The sequence below is a fragment of the Paenibacillus sp. cl6col genome, assembly GCF_900102125.1.
Lineage (GTDB): Bacteria > Bacillota > Bacilli > Paenibacillales > Paenibacillaceae > Paenibacillus_B > Paenibacillus_B suaedae.
Genome location: NZ_FNAZ01000002.1, coordinates 542,566 through 567,203, shown reverse-complemented (window position 1 = coordinate 567,203; position 24,638 = coordinate 542,566). Strand labels below are relative to the sequence as shown.

The following is a 24,638-nucleotide window of genomic DNA, read 5'->3' as shown; positions in this document are numbered from 1 at the left end:
ATCTCACTCCAGTACAGTCATCTTCAACCATTACGCTCGCCAATACAGCGCTATTATCCCAAGCAGGCTCATCGCGGTAATCATGAGCGGCATGATGACAGGAGGCCCAATTAGAAAGTTATGTGATTGATAGCCCCCGACCCGCTTTCCTACACCACGAACATGAAAATAAAAACCGACCAGTCCCGCCAAAGCTCCAACCCACATGAGGAATTGGAAAAAAACACGCAGCCATGCCACGTGAAAGCAGACGAGAATCAACCCGAACACAAAAAACAACGGAGCTGCCAGCACGGGTACCCACATCGCTTTATGGTGAAAATTTTGCCGATAATGAGACATCGTCACTTGTATGCCGATTAAACAAAAGGCTAAACTGACGAATAAAATGAGCATCCTCTCGATTGGCCAACCTTCCCATCCCATCGCGTTCCCTCTTTCTTACGAATCATAATTTTTTTCTTTTGCGATAGCCGCTTATAAAAGTGTTCCAACATATCCCATACTTAAAACATAGGTCATCATTTTTATTAGGAGGTTACTCTTGCTCATTCACAAGATCGACACGTACCCGTTGTTATATCGAATCCCCCGTCCCTACGGAGATGCTAATGGCTTGAAGAAGTTCCGTTCCGCTTACCTGATCAAAATTACGACGAAATCCGGACTTACTGGATGGGGTGAATGTTCGGGATGGCTGCCTGCTCTGGAAGCTGAGTTTGAACACGCCGTCATTCCATTCCTACTTGGCAAGGATGCCCGGGAACGAAATGCCATTATCACTGCATTATCCAAGCAAAAGCATGATAGACCCGCAGCTGCGGTCAGCATGGCGTTGACGGAAATCGTTGCGCACAGCGCGAAATTATCGATTTGCGAGCTTTGGGGTGGCGCGGTTAGACGTTCACTCCCCTTGTACGCATCGCTTCAATCGTATTCAGATGCATCGGATTGGGTAGCCCAATCGCTAAAGGATATGGAGCAGGCGGTTCAAGAGGGGTTTATTAACGTGAAAATAAAAGTAGGCGGGAAATCACTCGCTGATGATATTCGCCATGTCCGCGCCGTCCAAGAACGGTACGGGCAGCGTGTAGGAATTGCATTGGACGCTAATGGAAGCTATGATGCTGCCACGGCCAGCAGCTGGAACTCCCTGGTCAATCAATACGAAAATTGGCTCTGGTTCGAAGAGCCATTGCCCTTGAACGCATGGGATCAATTCGCGCATTGTCGACTTCGACTGAACATTCCGGTTGCAGGCGGTGAAAATGCCACGACTCCCTCGCTGTTCCATCAAGCCATCGTTCAGCAAGCGCTGGATATTGTTCAGCCCGATCCGCTTCATCTTGGCGGTATCGATGCCTATCGCGACGTACTAAAGCTCGCACGCACAGCGACCATTCGCGTAACCCCGCATACCTTCGATGGCGCTTTAGCCCGCTGCTACGCGCTGTTCGCTCACGCTTGCTTGCCTGCCTGGAGCAAAATGGACGCCGACGAAGCGGTTGAACCGATAGAGTGGGACGTAATGGACAATCCATTTACGGCCTTGGTTCCGCTTCACATTCATCATGGAACCGTCAATATTCCGAACGGCCCCGGCATCGGGACAGCCATCGATGAAGACATGCTTAGCCATTACCGCTGGGACGGATCGCGTTTCTGGTAATTGAATCTGACCAGCGTTTCTTTTGCGCAACGAAAAAAGGCGAAGCTCTGGCTTCGCCCAACAATATTGCAATTCGTATTTATGTATCCATTTACGAGAAATATTATCGCTTCAGGCTCCTTGAACCTCGCTGTTTCTTCGGCCATGGGGCCAGCAGCAGCGTTACAGGCAGCAGCAGTAAGCCAACGATGAGCACGGTCCAAATGACGTCATTCTGCATATTTTTCTCATGAGCTATGATAGCATCCAGCGACGAACCTACGACATATCCTCTTTCGATCGTTTCCGGCTTGTCCTTCGGTGCATAGGGCGGCAAGCCTCCATACAAGACGGAATCCGTGCCATTTGGAAATGACATTGGTTTCAGCTGTCCTTCCTCTGCCTGCCCGAGTATGGTAACCTCATCGCCATTTGGAACGCCCGCATAGCTCAGTGCCGTCTCTTTCGGCGCCACTACCAGCACGCGGTTGTTCTCGACCTCCTCGTCCGGATTGCGGAGCGTCCCCTCGTGCAGCGGCACAGTAAGATCGGTCAGGCGGAATACGGACGGCTGAAGCGGGATCCCGTTCACCGACAATCCGTTCACGTCACCGACGGTTGTCGTCATTGTTGTCACATAACTGCAATTGCGAGAATTGCACGACCACCTTCGATCCTCTTTCACGAGCAGCGCATAAGATGAAGCCAAATGTTCATCCAGGGCAGGATTTCGAGAGGTAAGCGTACCTGTTATCGCTACGACGCCTGTCATTTCTGGAGTCACCGTTTCAACAGGAACCGCATTCTGCAATTCCTTTTCCCAGCCCTTAGATTCACTGTACATAATAGCAAAGCCACCGAAAACAAGCAGATCCGTTAGTAGAAAAAAGATAAACCAACCACTCACCCGTCGTGGCTTTGTCACTTTTCCTGTTGTACTTTGATGACGCTGCTTCGCCACGTTCTAACACCTTCTCTCAATCATTGCTTGCGCATCCTCATACCTGAATGGTCGATACGAGCAATGGTGGCATTGCAAAAAAAAGAAATATGCCCTATGCCTATGCGTAAGGACGTTATGTTCTGCTTGAATGCGAATCGGAATCATCGCCTTGCACATTCCTCCGCACCGGAAGCTCGCAGCCATTAGAGCTGCATTGGCCAGCAGGAACAATCGTACGTCTTGAAGCGATGTATCGATACAGTCTCCCGCCAATTCCCAGCTTCATGCTGATCCATATGAACGGACTCATCGGCATTAATATCGGCACCCTCATACAGAGTGCATGCACCGCCTCGATACCGGAAAGAATGCGGCCGCTGCTTGATTCCCGCGCATGCATGCTGTCCACCAGATTGTCCATGGACACCGGAATCCGTTCCGTCACATGCTGATCGCGTATCGAGTAAAATCGCAGCACATGCAGCCAATCCCATCGTTCCAATCGTGAACGTATTCCCGTACAAAGCGGACACCAACTATCATAATACACCTCAAGCATGCGGCGTTTACGTATGCTCATCTGTCCTCACCCGCTTCTTCCTTCAACAATTGTATATCCCTCACATCCCGTTACGAGTAGAACACCGTAAATTGCACGACCGCTTCCTCATCGCCTACATTGGCATACATATGCGTTTCGGTAGCGGAAAATTGAATGGAATCAAATTGGTGCAGCGTATACGTATCTTCTCCAATGGTCAATTGCACCGTACCCGACATTACCGTAGCAATTTCCACTGTCCATGGGTGATTTGGCTCTGGTTCGTAGACGCAATTGGGCTTTAACCGTGCACGCAGCATCTCCATCTTCTCACGCAGATCCGTAAAAACAGGCTCCAATATCCATTGGCCGGATTCACTCTCATAGGTAGGGCCATGACCTGATCGAGAGATGCGCACTGACTTATCCGGCATGAGCAGCGTCATTAGAGGAACGGACAAATGCCGCGATATTTTCCACATCATCCCGATTGTCGGGTTCGTATCTCCACGCTCAATGTTGCCAAGAGTAAGCTTGCTAACCCCTGACAGAGCGGACAATTCCTCAAGACTTAGCTGCTTATCTTTCCTCAGCTTCCGCAAATTCGCGCCTACCGATTGCATCAATTGCTTCGTTTCGTGCTCATTCATCGAATGTTTCCCCCAATTCGAACGAAAAGTTTACAATCATTATGCAAATATTTGTTACATTATACTTTACTTTAAAAATAATATAGTATATTATACTTTACTGGATACACAATTGAAAATGATTTTCAAGTAGAGGTAAGGTGAGCATCATGAGAGCCATATTTGTTGGCATTTTAGCATCCATGTTTTTTTCATCCACATTCATTATTAACCGCGCGATGAACCTGTCCGGAACAAGCTGGGCTTGGACCGCATCGCTGCGCTTTCTACTTGCGATTCCCATACTGCTTGCGATTGTCGCATTTCGCAAAAACCTTACGCCTCTCTTCCGTGAAATGCGTAAGCATCCCCTGCAGTGGCTAACATGGGGTTCCCTGTGTGGAGTCGCGTTCTATTCGCTGCTCAGCTTTGCAGCTGTCTATGCACCGTCTTGGCTCACATCGGGAACATGGCAAATTACGATCTTAATTGGCGCGTGCTTGTCGCCACTGTTCTTCGAAACACGCCAGAGACCGAATGGCCCGGTAAGAGTACGCCAATCCATTCCGTTCAAGAGCATGCGCATTTCCGTCATTATACTTATCGGTGTAGTACTCATGCAAGTGTCTGAAGCAAGCAATGTTACGTTATCGGAATTACTGCTGGGCTTCATTCCTGTTATTATCGGAGCTACCTTCTATCCGCTTGGCAACCGTAAAATGATGGCGCTCTGCGGCAACAAGCTGGATTCCTTCCAGCGCACACTCGGCATGGCACTTGGCAGTATGCCTATAGCTATCCTGCTTGGCATATACGGAACTATGTCCGTAGGTTTGCCATCCGCCACTCAGTTCGGACAAGCAATGCTGCTTGCCATCAGTTCTGGCGTAATCGCAAGTCTGCTCTTCTTCTTGGCAACAGACATGGCGAAGCATAATACAGCACTGCTTGCTGGAGTTGAGTCCACACAGGCTGGCATACTGATCTTCACCGTGCTTGGCGAGGTATTGCTTCTCAACGGAACATTCCCACAAGGCTGGTCGCTAATTGGGATGTTTGTCATTATCGCCGGGATGATTGCGACGAGCCTGGCGAACCGCAATATTGCACCAGCAAAGCCTAAGCCAGCACCAACACTGTCTAAGAGAACAGCCTAATACACCAGAAACAGCGAAAGAGCGCCGCATACTGCCTATCAAGTATGCGGCGCTCTTTCTATTATATAAGGTGGAGGCAAAACTAACCATGGTAAGTTAATATTTTCACAAAGTATTTGAAACGAAAGTCATTTCTTGTTAGGCGTAATAAGCATTCAGCAGTTCACGTGTTTCTTCTTCCGGCTTATCTGTAAGACCCTGGTCAGCCCAGCATTGTCTGCACTCTTCTTCTGTCGTGCATCTGTCATTATCGTCACACATATAGCAAAGTTGAAGGAAGTTGCGAGTTACTTGATCCGTTGTGTCAAATGTTTTGAATGTTCTCATCTTTATCACTCCCTGTTCTTTATGGTTACACTATATCATGGAATTGAATGATAGTATGTGAATTAAATCACAACACAATATAAGTATATATACAAAAGCTGCAGCCCCCTCGAAACCTTACGGTTACGGTAGGACTGCAGCAATTTATAGGGAGAATTTATAGGGGTTTCTTATTTTCTTATTTCATGCCCTTTGTTTCTAAAAAGTTAATCGCTGCATCGAGTAAGGCTGCCGCCGCGACATAATCTGTCGGATTCATCGTTAGATAACGGATTGCCCCTTCGAAGGACGTTAAGCTTGCCTCTTCATGATTTTTCTCTACCGACTTTAGAGCTGCTAGCTCCGTCTTCAGCTTAGCTAACGGCTTCGAGAACTGAGCATCAATCTCTTCCTTGTTTGCCTGCGGTGCGCTTGCTCCCTCTTCCCCGTTCTTCTCTGGATTGTACTTCGCAAGCTCCGCTTCGAACTTCTTCATCAGGGCAACATAAGATTGCTGCCATGCCTTGAATTGTTCTTGTTCTTTATCTTCCGCAGCCAGCTTGTTCAGTTCAGTCAGCATTTGCTTCATATTCGCGCCAAGCGCTTGCGCTTCATCCGCCGCAAGTTTTGCTACACTATAGTTCTTCTTATTATATAAAATCTCTGCAGCAGCTTTATATTGTTCAGGAGTGTGTGCGATACTCAGTGCTACATTTACGTCCTTCTTCAAGAAATATTGGAATCGTTCACGGAAATCTCCCTCGTCGAATACGTTGCGAACACCCCAATGAGTACTTTCACTCGTTTTCTTCAAAACAGCTAGAACGGATTTCGCCTCATCATCGAAGGCATAAGCGCCAGTGTCCATATATAATGCCTTCAAGTGGATTGCCATAGCTGCCAGTGTGTTCGGATCATTCGGCTTACCAGCACCCTTGTAATGCTTTTTCACTGCATTGATCCAATTATTCACCACGGAATCGAACTGCTTATTTGATTTGCGAAGGTTGGCATCTGCCTTCGTATACGCATTTTTCTTCGCGGTGATATTTTTTTGCATAGCAGCCGTTGGAGCACCAAATACGTACACATCAATCGTCTCTCCGAATATATTCTTTTTCTTTTCAGTTCGGAGATAGTAATGATAGCCCGCATATCCATTCTGAGAGTATCCACTCTTGTCTGGATTCTGTATGATCATGCCCGCTGTGGATGAGTTTGCTAGCGTATGATTGCCTTCTGCGGTGCTCGAGCCTATCACGTACAGCGGTGAGCGTTGATCAATGTACCCTTGAACATAGTAAAGCTTATCGTTCAATGCCAACTCATATGCAGCTAGCGCTTTTTCGTATGTACTATACATTTGATGATATGGACCGCTAACTTTGTCATACGCGTTACTATATGCATCTTCATTTGGAATCGCCACAACATGTACCTTGTCCAACTGATTCACGAGATCCAGCTTCACATCATTCAGCAATGCACCGTAAGACAAAGGTACAGCAACGCTACCTTTCTCGAACAGAACAGCTTCAGGCAGCGGCAATGCAGCTCCATCCACCTTCCCCTGCTTGCTGTTGGCTGTGAATACGAAGGTATGCTCTTGATTTTTCAATGTCAATGTCTTCGATGATTTGTTCCAATCCGCTTGGAACCCGAAGATGTCTGAAAATGACTTCAAGCCAAGATACAGTCCATCCGTAGATGTCTCTACATAATGCCTGCCTAGGAACACGCGCTTCCCGTTCCATTCCAGCAGTGAATAATCATACAGCTTCATTGTTCCTACGGTTGAAGAAGCTGCGGAAGCATAAGCTGGCTGTATACTGCTCCCAATTCCCGTTAGAAGCAATGACACAACCAGCAGCCACGTCCATATTCTCTTTCTCACGTTGACCCCTCCATCATATATCGCCATAATTCGGCATAATCTACCAACTCATTATATCATGGCCAGAATCAAAGGCGAGTGACTTTCTACCAACATTTTCGTTCCGTGAAGGTAGAAATGACTCCCCTTATCGCTTCGGCAATAGCTGAACGTATTCATCCGACAGCTTCATGAGAGAGAGAATATAGTCATAGTCCTTGCGATACGCTTCCTTCAAAGGCACGGGCTGCAATGTCTTAAGCGATATCGCTGTGCCATCTTCGAATCCTTCACCAGGTACGAACATCACTTCATTGTTGAAGAAGGAGCCTGTTGGCAGATAGTAGCGCATTCCGACTACATTATGGTCTGTATTCAACATATCACGTCCAAATGCAAGGAATTGCTTCTCTTGCAGGGATATACCGAGCAGGTTGGAAGCTGTCGGCATAATGTCGATTTGACCGCCCGTTCCTTCGATTATCTTAGACTCAGCTTGCTTAGGTACATGAATGATCAACGGAATATTGAAGCGGCTCACTTCATTCGAATAAGGAACACCAAATCGATCAGTTATTTCCTTATCGCTTGCTTCCTTCGGATTAACGCCAAAGTGATCGCCATACACGACAAGCATTGTCTTATCCCATATTCCCTGCTTCTTCAATTCCTCAATAAACTGTCCCAATGCATAATCAGTATAATTGATCGCCGTCAAATAGTTCCCTAAATACGAGCCCTCCATATCGGCAGGAAGAGTCAACTTCCGCAGTTTGTCCGGCACGACAAATGGTGCATGACTGGACGTCGTTACGAACTGAGCATAAAATGGCTGATCACGCTTCGTCATCTCCCGAATTTGCTCCGCACCGACCCTATACAATTCTTCATCAGAAGCACCAAAATCATTGAAGAAATCGTTCGTATAGTACGGCTTGTCATAGTAATGGTCGAATGCTAATCCAGGATAGAGCAAATGCCTGTTCCAGAATGTCACATCGTTAACATGGAATGTTGCCGATTGATAATTCAAGTCATGAAGAAGACGAGGCATACTTGGAAGCACTCTCTTCCCAAAGCCTGTGGACATCGCTGCCGTTCCGGTCGGGTATATGGACGTATTGGACAGAAACTCTGCATCCGAAGTATTTCCTTGGCCGATTTGCTGATAAATATTCGGGAAGTAAAAGCTCTCCTTCACGAGCTTATTCAGTACAGGTGTAATCTCTTGTCCTTCCAGCTTGGTCTGAATCGGGAAGTTCTGAAAGGCTTCCAGTTGAACAACAATCACGTTGGCACCGCGGGCCAATCCGAAACCCTCCGGCTGTCCAGACGGAGGGTTTTCCTTACGATAAGGATATGCCGCTTGAAGCTCTTGGATCTTCACTTTCGTCTCATCCAAATTCCCATTCGCAATGATCTCATTCTCACGTATGATTTTCAGCGCTGTTGCAGCTTGATAGTTGAGATAGCCAATCTTCTCTGACTTCACCGTCTCATTGCTGATCGATTCTGCCTTGTCTATTACGAACCAGGAATAGCTCATGCAGCCGATCAAAATCAAGGCCGCGGCAGTTCTCCATATCCAACCTGCATAACGTTGTGGCGGGGATGAATCCATCCAAGCTTGCTGCTGCGAATACGTCCTGCGGATCAACCAACGAATCGCAACAAATATTCCAGCCACCACGATATCTGCAAAGTACAAAAAGTGTGAGAACTTCACAAGCGGCCCGATACTGCCGCGTATTTGTGGAACCTGTCCCATTTCATCAAATGCAGTAAAGGTTGGGACTGTATTAAAGTGAATATGGTACAGTGTTGCAGCAAACATCAAAATAGAGAAAATGACCTGAAAGGTCCAATATATCGTACCTTTGCCGAATCGAGGCAGCACCATCTCGAAGATACTGACAAGAACAAGTACGGAAATAATATCAGTAAACAAGCCTGATACGGTAATCGAATCATAGACAAAGTGGCGAAGCAGCGTTAATTTGACCACCAGAAGCAGGGTCAGCAGCGCGCCTTGCGGAAGTTGAACACGCTTGCGTTCCACTCTGGCCAGTGAGATATTGCTCATTATCGTTCATTCCTTTGCAATGATGTTCTGTCGTGGTGACGTTGTCTGGTCGTGCATAAAAGCCGATTGAATCTGCGCATCATATGTTTGCTTAACGGTATCCAGCGCCTTCACAAGTCCCATTATATTGCTCAATAGGGTGATGACTGCACACGCCGCTACAATGCTAGTAAGCACACGGCGAGCCTGTCCTCGCAGACTATGAATGAACCACGCCGCCGAGATGATTGTACCAAGGGAATGGGTAAGCTAAATTCGTGACAAACGCCATTCTGTCTACAATACTGGGCATACAGCACCGTCAGAAGAATCCCGAATACCTCATATCTATAGGAGTTAGGAATAAGGGCAGTATAAATACTATACGAACTCGCCCCGAAGAATGCAGCAGTACTAATAGGCAACCTATCTGTAGTAGCAATATTTACATTTTTACATACCGACCTATTATAATACAGATCCTATCGAATGAATATGGTTATTATGGATCACAAGGATATGTTTACTAGTGAGCCTTAGTGCTAGATTCTACTTCTGCACCATAAAAAAGCGACCCAATGAATTGGGACGCTTGCCTTCATCCTATTTTTCCTGTTTCCAGTTGCTTTAAGACAACGATATAAGAAGGAGCAGAGCCATACTAAATTTGTGTGCTCTTCTTAAAAATGGCGATCTCCTCCTTGAGCTTCCGGACAGCTTCATCTACATTCGCTCGCGTGTAACCTTCTGACTTCAGCCATCTCATGACCTCAATTGTTTTTTCTCCCAATTGCCATTTGGCCTGAATGAATTCGCTGCCCGTATGCTGAAGCAGCAAGTACACTTCCTCATACAGCCGCTGAAGTTCAGTTGTATCTACGATTCCGCTGTCCCCTACTTGTACCGTAGAACGGAAGGCTTCTGACTTGCCATTGTAGTTCATTGTAACGTTAACCGCTGCCGTACCTGGTTTTACCCCCTTCATGGTCACGCTGTTACTGGATTCACTGATTTTCTCTACTGCATCACCGATGACTTCCCAATGGTAGATAGCATCTTCTGTAGGTACAGCATACCCGTTGGCATATTGGCTCAGCAGTCTAATCGTTCTTTCCTGTGCTGGAGTAGAAAAGAATTGATAGGTTCCCTGCCAGCCAACCTTCTCTCCCTGTTCCAATACAACTGATTTGTTAAAGACTTGCAGGAAGTAGGATTTCCCATACTCCTGAGTAAAGACAATCGGTTGATCATCAGCCAGATATTGCAATTTACCAAGTCCGTAATTGCGATTCAGCGTCACGAGCAGCTGATGCTGGCTCCCATCCTGTACTCCTGAACTCAGCCAATACTTATCTACGTCTGGATGCTGGGCTTTCGTTCCCGAATCACTATACACGCCCGAGCCGCTTCTACCTACTTCCGTCTCCCCTGCATAGTAGCGTACTTCTTGATTCCATGCTCCGTTGACGGACTGCAATCCATAATAACGATATAACGTAATCTCTTCCAGAGGCATAATTTCCGTATGAACTTGTACTTTGCCGCCTTCAATTTCATACGTAACCGTCTCCTGCAAGATTTCACGACCACGTCCGTCCTGCTCCTTCGTATTGAAGCCCTGAATCCGATTCACAACCTCAATTTTCACCTTGGTCCCGGCGATTGCTGTCCCATCTTGAAGCTGCTTCCCGTCCACCCACACATTATATTTAACGGTTCTTCCTGTCGTAGAACTGTTCTCGCCGCCATCATAATTATGATGGCCACCCGTGAAATCCTGACCTTTGCCGTTGCCATTATCATTGGCACCAACGATATAAGGGCCAATCCAGTCCGATATATCAGGCCACAACATAGTCGATGGGCGCGTCAAGTCGGGATCGGCGTCCTTGTCTACATTCGGACTAAGCCTCCATTCTTTCATCCCGTAGAGCTTATTCGCACCAGCATGATCGAACACAATCCACATATCATTGCCGTCATTGTACTTGTGAGCAATCTTCAAGTTGCTGCCGTTTTTCATGACATATTGCGTTCCACCCTGCAATGGATCGTGAAGTACTGGATTTTGGAAGCCATGGTTGATAGATAGTGGTGTTTCATTCCCCATTATCTGATTATAGGCCCAAGGAGCAACCTCAATCACGACAGACTCCACTTCTACCGGACCTACTTTTGCGCGAATCACGACAGTTCCAGGCTTGATAGCCTGCAGCTTGCCATCTGAGGTCACTTCAACAATGCTTGAGTCCGAGCTCGCGAAGACCGCATTCACTTTCTTTTGTTGTGCATCGTTTTTGTCGATCACGACTGGTGACCACAACGTACCGACATCCATAGTTGCCAGCTTAGAAGGAAGCATGATCCGATATTCCGGAGCAGTACGGTTCGCTTCATATTTTAATAGCTTCAGATCATCAAGGTAGAACGTGGCGTCCTCCGATTGCCTGTTGCGCATAAGGGCAAAGCGAATGATATTTTCCGTATTGATTCCTGCCTGCTTCAGCTCCTGAATCGACTTCGTAATAATGGTCCATTGACCAGGTGGGAACATGAGATTTCTGGCATAGGTCTTGCCCCAATCATATTCATACATAAATACCTCACGTATCTCTTGTGGCTTGGACGAGGCATTGTATACCGCATAGCTAACAGCGTCATACCCGCTCCAATCCATTAGATTATAGGCTGGATAGGATTCTTCCGGAAGCTCCTTCTCGAACCCGTTATAATCGGAATCGATATATGCCGCGATCCAGCTATTCAGATAAGCCTTGAAATCGATTTTCAACGACTTCTCGCCTTGCAGCACGTATGTAGCATCTGTAACCGTTGTCCGCTTGACATGGTCGCCGTTATTCGTTCCAGATTTAATATCCCTTTCAAAATCTACAAGCGAACGAGATTCTGTTACTGTCGGCTCACCAGAATTCCCTAGAATAATATCGCGATACATCGTCTGCTTATCATGGATGCTGACGACAATAGATTTGCTGGGTAAGCCTTGTTTCTCTAAGACAAAGGAATTCTCTGTTGCATACAGATCGTTCATCGCGAACTGACCTTCTGTATCAGTGGTGACGGCATTCCCTGCCTTATCCGTTAACGTCACCCCTGCGATACCGTTGCCCTGACGATCAACCACTCTTCCTGCAAAGTTCCCTTTTGGAGGAATAAACTTGCCCGTTGCAAACCTGTATAGATCCGTATACATCTGCTTCGCCGCCGGTACCTCAGAATGATAGAGATCATAGATTGCGTACACGTCTTGGTAATACGCAAGAAGAGACTGATTCATAAACTGCTTCTTCACACCTGTAATTAAATAGTTATAAAATGCTTGACGATACCGCGGAGCGTCCACAATACGCTGATCAAGCTCTACTTTGACTCCCGCTTCATTGGCATATGCCAAGTCCGCAATCTCTTCCACCCGCTCAATTGTGGTGCTGTCGTCGCCATAATGGTTCGACTGAAGGGCTGAGAAGTCAAAGCCTAGCCGGTTCCCATTCGCCTTCTCCCCTGCACCATACCAAGGAAGCCAGCCTAGACGCATGCCGCGCTGCTGCAAATACTGGGATGCGAAATCCGCACTCTCCTGCTCCCCAGGTACAGTTGTATCGAGATCCTCTTGGAGCCAATAGAAGCCGCTCAGCTTCAAATGCTTATACTGCTGTTGCTCGAAACGAGCGGTTAACGTGTCGATGTACCAGCGGATTAACTCTTTGCGCGTGTTCAAGTTTTCTAGATTTTTCACTGTGCCATCGCCATTGAAATCCCCAAAGTCCTTGCTCTGTGGGTCTGGGAGAGGCAATGTAACATACACGTTTACCTTTTTATTTGGTTCATGCAAATCCTCGCCTACCTGTTCAACTGCGGAATCCAAGCCATCGAGCTGCAACCCCTTCTTGAACAAGCGATCTATTGACCATTTCCAATCCTGCCAAGTTCCCGGCTTGCTTCCTGCCGCCCATGGGTAATAGCGAGTGAGACTGCCCTTGTAGGGGGATGTCTTCGTAAGCAGGAGGAATGTATCGAAGAACGCATCCTCTGCAACTCCATCTTGATTCAAGTATCCTACGTAAGGGAGAAAATGATCCTTCCCGTACTCCCCTCTCTTCGTGCCATTCGTATTCTCTCGGTTATCATATCCGGTGTTCATAATCACAATATTCGAAGCACCATTGGATTTTTCACTGTTTTTGGGCAAATAATCTGCAGACACTATTGTTGAGAAAAACGATGTCATGATCACAGAAGCAAGCATGAAGGAAGCAGTCAGCAGGCTTATGCTTTTCTTTACTTTCACAAATTCACTCTCCTTTAATCTTTGAAATAAAGCGTTCACATAAAATTGATAGCAAAACGCTTACAATTCTCTTCGTACCCACTCCCTTCATGAATCGACCTCTCATTTTTGGATAATTTAACCTATCTCATCATATCAAACTGGATAAACTATTCAACTAATAAATATCCTATTCTCTGAGAAGCCATGCAAAAGAGCTGCCATGCGGCAGCCCCTTTATTTTGAACATCTGTATTAACACTTGTAGTTCTGTTATCTCATCATTCGGCTTCATCATTTTTCTCATTAAACTGAGACGGACTCGTTTCACGGATGTGGATAAGGATATCGAACTGTTCCGACAGGGAAGCATTAAAATACTGCGGCCGATCAGGGATGATTTGAGCGATGCCGTCAAAGAACGGCTGCTCTCCTTGTGCCCATTCCTTGGCTTGTTCCTTAAGATTGCGAACATCCAGCATGAACATCTCATAGGAAACTTCACCTAACTTATAGTTGGAGCTGTTCACGTTCTGCTGAATCGTATCCGTCGCGAGCTTGCCTTCGCTGAATGCAGTGAATTTCCCTTTGGTGGTGGTAGTCCCAATAGCCACATATTTATCTCCAAAGCGCTCTTCCAAAAACTGACCCGCTACTTTCGGGTACATTTCCCTATCAATTACGCCTTTTGCTACGTGGATATTATGTCCCCACACCATCGTTTTACCGCCTAATGCTTGCTTGGCCCATTCTGCATGATCGGCTAAGTATTGATCGTGCAGCGTTACAATTTGTGGATAATCGCTAGGAATCATCATTGCCGTGAAATTCTCGATCACCTTAGCCGTACCCATTACCCAGACGAGTTCGGATGCAGCAATCCCATTGTTCATCTGTACCGTCTTATTTTCGAGCAATTTTACGACTTTGGCTGCATTCGCGTTGAATTTCTTCTTCTTCTCAGGTGTCAGTTTCATATATTCCTGCAAGCCTACAGCCGCAGCCGATAATTCCTTATAGCTCTCCTCAACTTCAGATAGGATTTCAGGATGATGCAGTTTCACATAATCAACCACTTTAGTAAAGACATCTTGCTCCAAAGCCTTCAAGTCGAGTCCGATAAATTGGATTTTCTTCTCGTGTGACGGGTCAGCGTTATAGTCCTTCATCCATTCAACCATCGTAACTATCTCATCGGCCGGGTATAGCAGCTTCAAAAATTCTCTTGGATTGCCCTTTCCCGTGTGGATATATTCATTCAGCTTTAAGCCATTGCCCCAATCCTCTTCGATTCCGAAATTCGTAAAACCCATCTCGGTAACTAAAAACTTGACGAGACGGAACTTCATCGTAAATATTTCAGAGCTTCCGTGTGATGCTTCTCCCAATCCCACATAATCGGCGTTCCCAATCATGTCTTTGAGCGGCATCATATCATCGAATGGCTGCATAGGATCGATCGTCTTTAGCGCCTTTGCCTGTGATTGAATAGATTCGACGACACTCAACTTGACAGGTTGAGCGGCTACGGTAGGTTCCACCTGTTTATCTTCCTTCATCTCCCCACACCCTCCAGTCAGCATTGATGCTCCAAGCACGATAGACATCCCTACATACCTCATTTTCGGTTTCATTTACTTCCACCTTATCTCGTCTTGACATTTTGTTGTCTGCTATGTTTTCTATTTTATTTTTCAAATCTCTCATATTTCTAACTTGATTCTTACGAAATCATTAAGTTATTTCTGCATGTACACACGCCTAAAAACATCGATGGATGACCAGAGTATTGCTCAATAAAATAAAAAGAAGATGACCCGGAGTGCACCGTAGCCATCTTCTATAAGCCGAACCAATTATCGAGGCTGCTTCTGATACGTACCCTTCACAAATTGGTACATCCAATCATAAAGCTCACGAATCCGCGGATCACTGCTGCGAGAACTGTCGAGCAGGGCATCTACACCTTGGTAATAAGCCATGAATGCTTCGTTCATATAGCCGAAGTCGACCCCTCCATTCAAATAATCAATGTAATAGCCGCGTGATGCATCATTCGTGAATGCATCCTCATCCATCTCCATCTCAATACCTAGACCGTGATGCTTCGCTAAGTACGCCGCATCTTCAATCCGATCTGGGTTAGTTCCACCCCAATAATGGTTCGGCTGCAGCGCTGTCGCGTCGAACCCTATCGCACGTGCTGCATAGTTCCTGTTGCCACCAAAATTCGGAACCCAGAACAGCTTCTGTCCTCTCTTATGCACGATATCTCCAGCATACTTGACCAACTTCTCGTCCGATGAATTGTCTCTTCCCATCGATTCGGCCATCCAATACATTCCAACCAATTCCAAACGGTCGTATCGGCCTTTCATCCATTTTGTTCTTACTTGATCCAAATACCAATCAACAGCCTTTTTCCGATTCGTAAAGGATTGGTCCGCGCCAACATCACTAGGCACAAAGTTCTCAGAGATCCCGTCCCCATCGACATCTCCAAAATTGGAAATCGTCTCACCAGGATTCGGAATCATAATGACGACTTTCATCTTATGATGCGAATCATTCAGCTTATTCCCTGCTTCTGTCACAGCAGCATTTAACTCGCTCAAATCCCCGCCCGGCTTGAACATTTTGTCCAGATACCATTTCCAGTCATCAAGTACTGCGTTAATCCCAAAATCCCGCTGGTAATCCGCCGTACGAATGCCTAATAAAAGCGTTCCATCATACATCCAGTCCTGCGGCTCTCCGTTATTGTCAACATAACTGACGTACGGCATGAGCTTCTCCTTTGTCCAATTGCCACGATCGTTACTATACATACTGTTGTACATGAGCCACAGATCGTGAATGCCTGCCGTATCATTGCCCGGCTTCAAATAAGAAGGTGTGACTGGGCGAAGCGCATATGCATCCGCTGTTTTTCCATCTACACCCCATATCTCCACTTCGTCCATGAACACCCAAATCTCTGTCGTAACGGCAATTTTCACATACCGGGCATAGATTTTCTTCGCTTGACTGGATGGATGGGGAACTCGATCTACCGCTGCGTCCCACACATAATCATAGGCTGCAGTCGGAATATTGGTCCAGAGCGGTACCGGAGAATTCATGTATTTTACAGGGGCCCAATTCATCCCGTCTTCTGAGGCATAATAGGAGACAATTTCTGGTGTATAGATGCCTACTTCATGATTGTAGAGAAAGTGAGACTTAATCTTCCCAATCGATTTGCTTTCGCCCAAATCAAATATGATTTCACGCGTCTTTCCCTTTAACAATGCGGTCCAGTTCGGGTCCATAAAATCATTGGCATCTCCATACTTTCCATCTGTCAGCTTCGTTCCATCGTCTGGGTAATTTTCATCAGGTGGCTGATGGGTGAAGGAATACGAAATCCCGCTTGCCAAATTCCTCATCCCATCGGCGGCCACTGTAGGTTCAATATCTACCGCTAATGCAGCTTGGAAGGTGGACAGCAGCATGATAGAAGCTGCGACGAAGCTCACGACTCTCTTCAACTTAATCATCAATAAAAACCCCCTCTCGTCGATTTTTCGATAAAATCGTGTATTGAGTAAGCATGGGTTGATCACCCATTCTTGATGACTTATGTCTATTCCGTGCTTCGCTGCGCTCCCCATTCATCGTTTATCGAGGCTTATCGAGGCTGCTTCTGATACGTTCCCTTTACAAATTGATACATCCAATCATATAGCTCACGAATCCGAGGGTCACTGCTGCGTGAACTGGTGAGCAAGGAATCAACCCCTTGGTAATAGGCCTTGAACGCATCCGTCATGTACCCATAATCGACCCCACCGTTCAAGTAATCAATATAATTGCCGCGTGAGGCTTCATTCTCGAACATTGCTTCGTCTGTCTCTAACTCAACACCAAGACCATGATGCTTCGCCAAATAAGCTGCGTCCTCAATTCGTTCTGGATTGCTGCCGTCCCAGAAGTGGTTCGGTTGAAGTGCTGCTGCATCGAATCCCAGAGCGCGAGCCGCATAATTCTTATTCGCACCGAAGTATGGAATCCAGAACAGCTTCTGTCCGCGCTTATGCACAATCTCTCCAATATGCTTAATCAACTTTTCATCGGACGTCTTCCCGTTTGACACCCCTTCGTCCAGCCAGTACATGCCAGAGATCTCTAAGCTGTCATAGCGGCCCTTCATCCATTTTGTTCTGACTTGATCCAAATACCAGTCAACAGCCTTCTGCCGATTCGCGTAGGACTGCTCTTCCCCTACCTCACTCGGTACGAAGCTCTCAGAAATGCCATCTCCGTCGATATCTCCGAAGTTGGATATCCCCTCACCCGGATTCGGGATCATGATAACAACCTTCATCTTATGGTTCGGATCATTCAACTTCTCTCCCACTTCTTTAACCGTGTCATTCAATGCGCTCAGGTCTCCGCCCGGCTTAAACGTCTTATCCAAATACCATTTCCAATCTTCAAGATTTGCTGAATACCCAAAATCCCGTTGGAAATCCGGCGTACGAAGGCCTAGCACGAGTGTGCCGTCATACATCCAGTCTGTCGGCTGACCATTACTATCGACGTAGCTGACATACGGCATGAGCTTCTCCTTCGTCCAATTGCCTCGATTGTTATCGTACATTCCATTGTACATAAGCCACAGATCGCGGATTCCTGCTGTATCATTACCCGGCTTCAAATACGATGGTGTTACTGGACGAAGAGCATACGCATCAGACGTCTTGCCGTCAACACCCCAGATCTCTACCTCATCCATGAACACCCATATTTGTGTGGTGACTGCGATCTTCACATAGCGCGCATAGATCTTCTTCGCTTGACTGGAAGGATGAGGAACTCGATCTGTTGCAGCATCCCATACATATTCATAGCCAGCTGTCGGAATATCAGACCATAGCGGGGCTGGAGAATTCATGTACTTCACTGGAGCCCAATTCCGGCCATCCTCGGATGCATAGTAAGACACTATGGTCGGTGTATAAATGCCTACGCTGTTGTTATAGAGAAAGTGTGATTTAATTCGGCCGATCGACTTGCACTCTCCTAAGTCAAATGTGATTTCTCTTGTCTTCCCTTTCAACAATCCCGTCCAGTTCCCATCCATGAAGTCATTGACATCTCCATATTTGCCATCTGTCAACTTCAATCCATCATCTGGGTAATTTTCATGAGGGGGCTGAGAATAAGAATAAGATATTCCGCTCGCTACATTCCTCATTCCATCTAGCTCCTTGAGCTCATTTTCTTCGGCAAAGGCTGTGTGAAAGGTGGACAGAAGCATGACGGCAGCAACAATGAAGCTGGCCCATTTCTTCATCTTGATCATCAATTCGACTCCTTTCGTTACGTGAAATGTGTGAAATGCGAACTCCATCGCGAAGGAAGCGTTTTCAAGATGTTGCAACTATTATACCTGCTGTACAGGTTTATGGTTTTGATTATAGTCCATACTTATCGACTTATTGTCCACTTACCAGATACGAACCAAGAACAAGCACATCACCTTCCGAAGGAGATGAATTGAATCATTTACCAATCCAGCAGGAGGCATGTTTACGACAATAACATATACCACCGTAAGATAGCATATGGAACACAGCATGATGGTATTGTGGATCGGTTGCAGCGCCTATTATGGACGAATAAAAATAGGGCATGCAGATGCATGCCCTATCTAAACCAATACCTTATCGTTATGAGTATGGATTAGCGTTCTGGATTGTAAGTCACATGAACTGACTTATATCCAAGCTGCTTAATCTGATCAGGAGAAACATAGAGTGTTCCTTCCTCCAACACACTATTCTCCGCATTCAGCTCCATGGTTCGGCTGCCATTCACAAGCTTAAATCGATGAGCGCCATTCTGCTTTTTCAGCTTCTCTAGCTTGATAAGCTGCCAGCCGCATGCATCCGCGAGCGGTTTAACAGGGATACGAATATACCCTCTTTCTTCAAATACGATCGGCACGCGAATCGATGCCTTATCAACCTTAACCTCGTAATCTCGCTGGATCTTCATCGTTATTTTTTCCTCGGGCAATGCATCCAGATCGAAGTCCGTCGGTAAATCTGCGGTAGCATCCTTGGCATTGTCCATCTTCGGCAAATATGCCTCCGCAGCAGCCCAATCCTTCAACGGCTTGGATATCCGCTTCTTCAAGTCCAACACATATAGAGGACGATCCGGCTTATTCAATGTATATACCACGTATCCCTTCTCAGGATCAACGCCTCTAAGATTGCCGAATACGATTCGTTCCAATTGACTTGTTGCAGGGTCGAAGATCACAATCTCCTCTTGATTCGATTTCTCTCCATTCAACCGGCTGTATATGATGCGATTGTCTGAGAGCCAGACAGCCCCTGTTGAATAGCTAGTTCGAAGCCATTCCTTCGTATGCCCTGTTTGATTGTTGCGCAGTATATAGCTATGAACCGTGGTCATGTACCCTTCTGCAGTCGGTTCAAAATATAGCCGCTCATGGATTCCCCATTTGCGGTCTGGCGAGGAACGAAACACTTTACCCTTCACAACTTCCTGATCCTCAGGATCATACGTATACTGCATCCCGCCTTCAATATTATCTGCATAATTGGTCTTGAGCAGAGGATGCTGCTGACCCTTTTCTACTCGCATGCTCCGAATGCTGGGATCCCATTTCTTCCACTGCCCATCAGCCATTTGAACGACGACACGCTCCTCACGCGCCTCCAGATCAATTCGCTCAACATTATAATAGACCGCTCCGCTCTGCTGATCGGTGTACACCTTTTCGGCAGAGTATGTACCTGCTGCACCTGCGAGAGACGGCAAACTTAATCCCAAAAGGATCCCCCATGCCCATATCGTTGCTTTCAAGGAATCAACTCCTTTCCTTCATACCTTTTATACGAAATTAGTGATACATCTGAATTGTATGCTCAGAGAAGTCCACATAAGTATCAACGTGATAGAACCAAAAATGTTTCATTTCATTTCCCCGAAGGGATAACGATACATATGGGACGCAACAGTAGGGGGTCTCCCCTTCATTCGTTACATCATAGATAATAGCACATACAAAAAAACGCCCCCCGCAGATTGCGAAGAACGTCCTGATCTTCTTATTAACCAATCCATGCTGACCATAGATCGGGTTCTTACCTCTTACATAAGGAACATATAAATCGGTGTGAAAAGAATGGAGGTAATCAGGCCCGCTAACCCCATTGCCAATCCACTGAATGTCCCCTGCTTCTCTGAGTCCGCCAAGCTCTTCGCAGTCCCGAATCCATGCGCAGCCGTCCCCATTGCGATCCCAAGCGGCACTTCGCCGCGAATACCAGTCATCCGCAGGAAGGTTGTACCGAACAATGCACCAACAACCCCTGTGAATACGGTAAATACAGCAGACAGTTCAGGCATAGCACCCAATGACTTGGAGATTTCAACTGCGATTGGAGAACTGACTGATTTCGGCAGCATGCTCAGCATAACTTCCCTCGCCCCGTCTAAACTCATCATGATCGCCGCCACACTCACAATTCCCACGATAGAGCCGCACGTAATGGACAAGCAGATTGCAGCAAATTGCTTTTTGACTAGCTCACGATATTTATAAATAGGAACACCGAGCGCGATTGTCGCTGGCCCAAGAATAAGTGCCAAAATATCTGCCCCATTTTTGTAATCCTGGAGCGGGATATTGCCAATGACGAGAAAACCGATCAACACCGCCGAGCAAAAGAGGATCGGGTGCATCCATTTGAAACGCACATGCAGTACACGGGATAATGCATACACAACGATCGTTGCAGCTATTCCGAACAATGGCTGTTGTGTCCATGATAAAAGGTTCATGCTGCATCTTCCTTTCTTGTCGGCATCTCATTAGCTTCATCCGGTTTCTTCTCCATCTTCGAAGCAACGAAGCCTGTCATCCAGAGAACGACCAGTGTACTGCCGATAATTCCAGCAGAAATGCTGAACCAATGTGCACTCAAAACAGGTATAAATGCCATAATACCGACTACATAAGGGATGAAGAACAACAACATATGATCAAGCAGGAATTGAGCGGATTGTTCAACCCACTCCAGCTTCACCCACTTCATGCCAAGTGCAATCAGGAACAGCACCAAGCCAAGCACGTTGCCGGGTAGCGGGAGATGAAGCAAATTGTGCAGCCACACACCTGCGATGTTGAAGCCTAATAAAATTGCAAATCCTAGCATAAGGAACCACCTTCTGATGATAAGACTTTGATGAAAATCCGTTCCTATTCTGAAACACCCCTATTGTAACAGAACTATCGAGCGTGTCCCACCCGCGAGTACGGTCGAAAAGCAGAGTTGTAAGCGGTTTTTCACAATAAAAAAGGCCTGGAGCAGCCTCCAAGCCTTTTCATGTATTTTCTGTAACTTTCAAAATTTTATCATTTTCGTATGAAATGAATCACACTATCGCTGCAAACGCCGAATAATACGCGTTACCCGCCATACCGTCCAGTTCATATGACGCTGCTTGCGGAAAGCAATATACTGCGGCTCCCACGTAACATCGAATAATGCTAGCCATATTCTTCTATAGTTATTCATTGGATACAGCTCACGGATTCTCCGGAAGATCGCAACAGCAGTTCGTTCTGTCCATAAATAGGGTGAACGATCCGACTCAACATGGGACAATGGAATTAATCCGCTGACAAGCTGCTTGCAATGATGATGCTGTCCGATCCATACGATGATATCACGTAGCTGCTGAAGTACTTCATCCTGTTCGGGTTGACATAAGCCGCGGCAAGAACGAATATCGCCGATCATTACCGTCCCAGAGGCCTCATCGACTCTCAGCACAACGTATCCAAGCAAGAGATCTCCATCCGTTTCATTAAATAAGCGAACGAGTTGGAGCGTGGCATCCGATACCGTCAGCAATCGTTGAAGCGTCTCGATATACCCTGGTGTCGCGGACTCCCAGCTGTTGGCCGCGTCTATGACTTGCTGAACATGTTCAGCTTCCAACGGGAAGCTGCTTTGCTCATACCGGTGCTCCGGCGATGCCATGCTCGGCTCGGTGAATTCATACCGTGCAATTTCCCCTACTTTGAAGAAGTCATTGCCATAGTCATGAAGCAGTGGCATGCCATCTATGCCTGCTTGATAGAACACAATATCGAGACCGAAGCGATCCGCATGTTCGTATAGGGAATGAAGAGCATCATGTTCTTTCGCTTTCATCCGCTCCAGCTGCGGCATGCCAAGCATAATTACCCGCCGTCCCTTAATAATGAAGGGAAAGCGAATTTTGCCGCTGTTGACTGAGAAGACACGCTTGTCCGCAACATTCTGATACATCCAGCCATTAATGCCTGTCAGAAGCACTTGATCATCGCTACGCCAATCTCTACCTAGCGGCTTCTTCAGATGGCGCTCGAATACAAGTACCCCAATCACGTACATAATAGCCGCTACTAGCAGACCAGTAACTAGCGTTGTTGTAAATTGGCCATAGCTGAGTGTGTAAGTTGCTGCATCCGCAACCTTCTCATGGAATTCGGCCAGCATGTAACCCAGCATCATGTACAGAACCATGAGAAGTGATCCGAATAAGGTTGTGAAGAATATCGTACTTTTCGTTAACGGGAATCGATAACGAGTGAACTGTGAGCGAATGAGGAACAGGAACAGCAGCATCCCGCACAGCCACAACGTATGGCGAATCGTCGTTCCTAGCAGGAACGTCAGCAGCGTACATATCGCTAAGGCTGCTAGGGTCATCACATATGCCCGAATTGTTCGCTCGAAGAGTCCCTTCAATTGCAGCAGAATCAACAGGCTGGCACCAAGTAAGATACCATTCACAATTGGAAATACTTGACCATGGAATAACGGAAGAACGAACATGGATGATTCCCATGATGGCTCAGTGAACGTGTATGTAAATAAAAATATGGAAGTCATAAACAACAAGATTACGACTGACCAAGCAGACAGCGAATTCCATAACGAGCGCTGTACGAACCACAAGATGCTGCCAGATTCAATATATGAACCTAACGTCGGGTGATCCTCGAACTTCTTCACCGCAACTTCACCGAACTCGAATGCTGCGAAGATTAAGCCAAGTGTAAACGGGATGAAATAGTACACGGTCCGGTACAGCAGCAGTGCTGTAAATACTGTACTGTCTGCAACTCCTAATGCTTGCAAGCCGATTAAGAACGTAATATCGAATGTTCCGAATCCACCGGGCACCATACTGATAAGGCCGGCTATGGCACTAACTGTAAATACACCGATGACTTCAGCGAAGGAGACGTCTGCCTTCAGCATGAGCAAGATAACGTAAGCAACTGATCCTGCAGCGAGCCATTCGATAAATGACACAACCGTATATCCGAATGTCAGTTTGGCGTTCGCATTCGCTCTTCCCTTCCAACGTGAGAAGAGTAAATACACGGGGAAGAACAAAGCGACCCCGACTAAGACAACCCATAGCCACCCCTTAGCGGCGAGCAGTTCACTCGCAGGGAACACATGCAGCAGTACTAAGATGCCCAATAGGGACAACCCACTAATCATAGAAGGCGCCATCCATGCAATTGCAATCAGCAGCCTGCTGGCATCGCCTGTAAATTGACGATACAAAACGGTTCGAATCCCTACCCCTGCGATCCCACCAAAGCCGACAATCCCGTTAAAGGTATTCGCGATCCAGGATACTCGAAACGTTTTCCCTATGGTAACAGGAGCTTTAATCGAACGCAGCAGCAGGCGATCATAGAAAAACATGGTCGCAACCGCTAGTCCGCCTAGAACTATGAGCCCCGTAAAATACTCACTCGATATTAATCGTATCGCATGGAGCGATTCCCGAAGTGAAAATCTGGATAATTCCTTCTTTCCTTGAATAAAGACGAAAATGATGACTGCTAATGGAAAGGCTATTTTCAGCGTCTGAACAAGCCGCTTATTATGCAATAACGCTTGCAGCTTCGTCTTGATTGCATTCATTCAACCCCTCCTCTATTCCCTGATACCATATAGTGTGTAGTGAGGGCAGGTTCGTTATTCGTTTGCCTTCTTATTGTAAACGCATCGGCTGCATTGCTGCAAATATCTGCTTCAATTGATGAAGGTCTGCAGACGATTGACGGCTCCTTCCTTCTGCTTATCAGATACGTGAG

General features: G+C 46.6%; 17 protein-coding genes. 2 read left to right on the top strand and 15 right to left on the bottom strand.

What is annotated here, in order from left to right:
- Positions 1 to 30 precede the first annotated feature (30 nt).
- Positions 31 to 426: a hypothetical protein gene (locus tag BLS15_RS06710; protein ID WP_021253827.1), complete on the bottom strand. Its 396-nt coding sequence runs from the start codon at positions 424 to 426 to the stop codon at positions 31 to 33.
- A 118-nt stretch (positions 427 to 544) separates the two neighbouring features.
- Between BLS15_RS06710 and BLS15_RS06705 the strand changes: the two genes are divergently transcribed.
- Positions 545 to 1,669: a mandelate racemase/muconate lactonizing enzyme family protein gene (locus BLS15_RS06705; RefSeq protein ID WP_028533021.1), complete on the top strand. Its 1,125-nt coding sequence runs from the start codon at positions 545 to 547 to the stop codon at positions 1,667 to 1,669.
- A 103-nt stretch (positions 1,670 to 1,772) separates the two neighbouring features.
- Here BLS15_RS06705 and BLS15_RS06700 read toward each other — a convergent pair whose 3' ends face one another.
- The 3 genes from BLS15_RS06700 to BLS15_RS06690 all read right to left on the bottom strand — a co-directional run bounded on the left by BLS15_RS06700 (position 1,773) and on the right by BLS15_RS06690 (position 3,782).
- A complete protein-coding gene (locus BLS15_RS06700; protein WP_090510587.1) occupies positions 1,773 to 2,609 on the bottom strand; it encodes a hypothetical protein in 837 nt (278 codons plus the stop codon).
- Between the two features lie 115 nt (positions 2,610 to 2,724).
- Positions 2,725 to 3,171: a thiol-disulfide oxidoreductase DCC family protein gene (locus tag BLS15_RS06695; protein ID WP_051249908.1), complete on the bottom strand. Its 447-nt coding sequence runs from the start codon at positions 3,169 to 3,171 to the stop codon at positions 2,725 to 2,727.
- Between the two features lie 50 nt (positions 3,172 to 3,221).
- Positions 3,222 to 3,782 carry a helix-turn-helix domain-containing protein gene (locus BLS15_RS06690; protein ID WP_021253831.1) on the bottom strand — a complete coding sequence of 187 codons (561 nt, stop codon included), beginning with the start codon at positions 3,780 to 3,782 and terminating at the stop codon, positions 3,222 to 3,224.
- Positions 3,783 to 3,931: 149 nt separating this feature from the next.
- Between BLS15_RS06690 and BLS15_RS06685 the strand changes: the two genes are divergently transcribed.
- Entirely contained in the window at positions 3,932 to 4,918 is a 987-nt protein-coding gene (locus BLS15_RS06685) for a DMT family transporter (protein WP_090510584.1), read from the top strand.
- 138 nt (positions 4,919 to 5,056) lie between these two features.
- On the opposite strand, the gene BLS15_RS06680 is transcribed toward BLS15_RS06685, so the two are convergent.
- The 11 genes from BLS15_RS06680 to BLS15_RS06630 all read right to left on the bottom strand — a co-directional run bounded on the left by BLS15_RS06680 (position 5,057) and on the right by BLS15_RS06630 (position 24,465).
- Complete coding sequence (locus tag BLS15_RS06680; protein WP_021253833.1) at positions 5,057 to 5,245, bottom strand: hypothetical protein; 189 nt, start codon at positions 5,243 to 5,245, stop codon at positions 5,057 to 5,059.
- A 178-nt stretch (positions 5,246 to 5,423) separates the two neighbouring features.
- The gene (locus BLS15_RS06675; protein ID WP_175460728.1) at positions 5,424 to 7,118 is read right to left on the bottom strand and encodes a stalk domain-containing protein; all 1,695 of its coding nucleotides are present in this window, start codon (positions 7,116 to 7,118) and stop codon (positions 5,424 to 5,426) included.
- 127 nt (positions 7,119 to 7,245) lie between these two features.
- Positions 7,246 to 9,180, bottom strand: coding sequence for an LTA synthase family protein (locus tag BLS15_RS06670; protein WP_090510578.1), 1,935 nt, complete (start codon positions 9,178 to 9,180; stop codon positions 7,246 to 7,248).
- A 640-nt stretch (positions 9,181 to 9,820) separates the two neighbouring features.
- On the bottom strand, positions 9,821 to 13,468 hold the full coding sequence (locus BLS15_RS06665) for a DUF4855 domain-containing protein (protein WP_090510575.1): 3,648 nt from the start codon (positions 13,466 to 13,468) through the stop codon (positions 9,821 to 9,823).
- 260 nt (positions 13,469 to 13,728) lie between these two features.
- Positions 13,729 to 15,054 carry an erythromycin esterase family protein gene (locus BLS15_RS06660; RefSeq protein ID WP_175460737.1) on the bottom strand — a complete coding sequence of 442 codons (1,326 nt, stop codon included), beginning with the start codon at positions 15,052 to 15,054 and terminating at the stop codon, positions 13,729 to 13,731.
- Between the two features lie 249 nt (positions 15,055 to 15,303).
- Entirely contained in the window at positions 15,304 to 16,986 is a 1,683-nt protein-coding gene (locus BLS15_RS06655; protein ID WP_021253839.1) for a DUF4855 domain-containing protein, read from the bottom strand.
- 131 nt (positions 16,987 to 17,117) lie between these two features.
- The gene (locus tag BLS15_RS06650) at positions 17,118 to 18,794 is read right to left on the bottom strand and encodes a DUF4855 domain-containing protein (RefSeq protein WP_051614144.1); all 1,677 of its coding nucleotides are present in this window, start codon (positions 18,792 to 18,794) and stop codon (positions 17,118 to 17,120) included.
- Positions 18,795 to 19,174: 380 nt separating this feature from the next.
- Positions 19,175 to 20,329, bottom strand: a complete 1,155-nt coding sequence (locus tag BLS15_RS06645; RefSeq protein ID WP_021253841.1) for a hypothetical protein — start codon at positions 20,327 to 20,329, stop codon at positions 19,175 to 19,177.
- 288 nt (positions 20,330 to 20,617) lie between these two features.
- Positions 20,618 to 21,310: an LrgB family protein gene (locus BLS15_RS06640; RefSeq protein WP_021253842.1), complete on the bottom strand. Its 693-nt coding sequence runs from the start codon at positions 21,308 to 21,310 to the stop codon at positions 20,618 to 20,620.
- Positions 21,307 to 21,684 (bottom strand): CidA/LrgA family protein, encoded by a 378-nt coding sequence (locus tag BLS15_RS06635; RefSeq protein ID WP_090510569.1) that lies wholly within the window; start codon positions 21,682 to 21,684, stop codon positions 21,307 to 21,309. The genes BLS15_RS06640 and BLS15_RS06635 overlap by 4 nt, the downstream gene beginning before the upstream one ends.
- 225 nt (positions 21,685 to 21,909) lie before the next feature.
- Complete coding sequence (locus tag BLS15_RS06630; protein WP_090510566.1) at positions 21,910 to 24,465, bottom strand: flippase-like domain-containing protein; 2,556 nt, start codon at positions 24,463 to 24,465, stop codon at positions 21,910 to 21,912.
- Positions 24,466 to 24,638 lie beyond the last annotated feature (173 nt).

What these genes read in the sequence shown, in the direction of transcription:
- BLS15_RS06680 (WP_021253833.1), bottom strand. Translation starts at nt 5,245, where the DNA reads ATGAGAACATTCAAAACATTTGACACAACGGATCAAGTAACTCGCAAC.
- BLS15_RS06630 (WP_090510566.1), bottom strand. Translation starts at nt 24,465, where the DNA reads ATGAATGCAATCAAGACGAAGCTGCAAGCGTTATTGCATAATAAGCGG.
- BLS15_RS06695 (WP_051249908.1), bottom strand. Translation starts at nt 3,171, where the DNA reads ATGAGCATACGTAAACGCCGCATGCTTGAGGTGTATTATGATAGTTGG.
- BLS15_RS06655 (WP_021253839.1), bottom strand. Translation starts at nt 16,986, where the DNA reads ATGATTAAGTTGAAGAGAGTCGTGAGCTTCGTCGCAGCTTCTATCATG.
- BLS15_RS06685 (WP_090510584.1), top strand. Translation starts at nt 3,932, where the DNA reads ATGAGAGCCATATTTGTTGGCATTTTAGCATCCATGTTTTTTTCATCC.
- BLS15_RS06650 (WP_051614144.1), bottom strand. Translation starts at nt 18,794, where the DNA reads ATGATCAAGATGAAGAAATGGGCCAGCTTCATTGTTGCTGCCGTCATG.
- BLS15_RS06660 (WP_175460737.1), bottom strand. Translation starts at nt 15,054, where the DNA reads ATGTCTATCGTGCTTGGAGCATCAATGCTGACTGGAGGGTGTGGGGAG.
- BLS15_RS06670 (WP_090510578.1), bottom strand. Translation starts at nt 9,180, where the DNA reads ATGAGCAATATCTCACTGGCCAGAGTGGAACGCAAGCGTGTTCAACTT.
- BLS15_RS06640 (WP_021253842.1), bottom strand. Translation starts at nt 21,310, where the DNA reads ATGAACCTTTTATCATGGACACAACAGCCATTGTTCGGAATAGCTGCA.
- BLS15_RS06710 (WP_021253827.1), bottom strand. Translation starts at nt 426, where the DNA reads ATGGGATGGGAAGGTTGGCCAATCGAGAGGATGCTCATTTTATTCGTC.
- BLS15_RS06635 (WP_090510569.1), bottom strand. Translation starts at nt 21,684, where the DNA reads ATGCTAGGATTTGCAATTTTATTAGGCTTCAACATCGCAGGTGTGTGG.
- BLS15_RS06690 (WP_021253831.1), bottom strand. Translation starts at nt 3,782, where the DNA reads ATGAATGAGCACGAAACGAAGCAATTGATGCAATCGGTAGGCGCGAAT.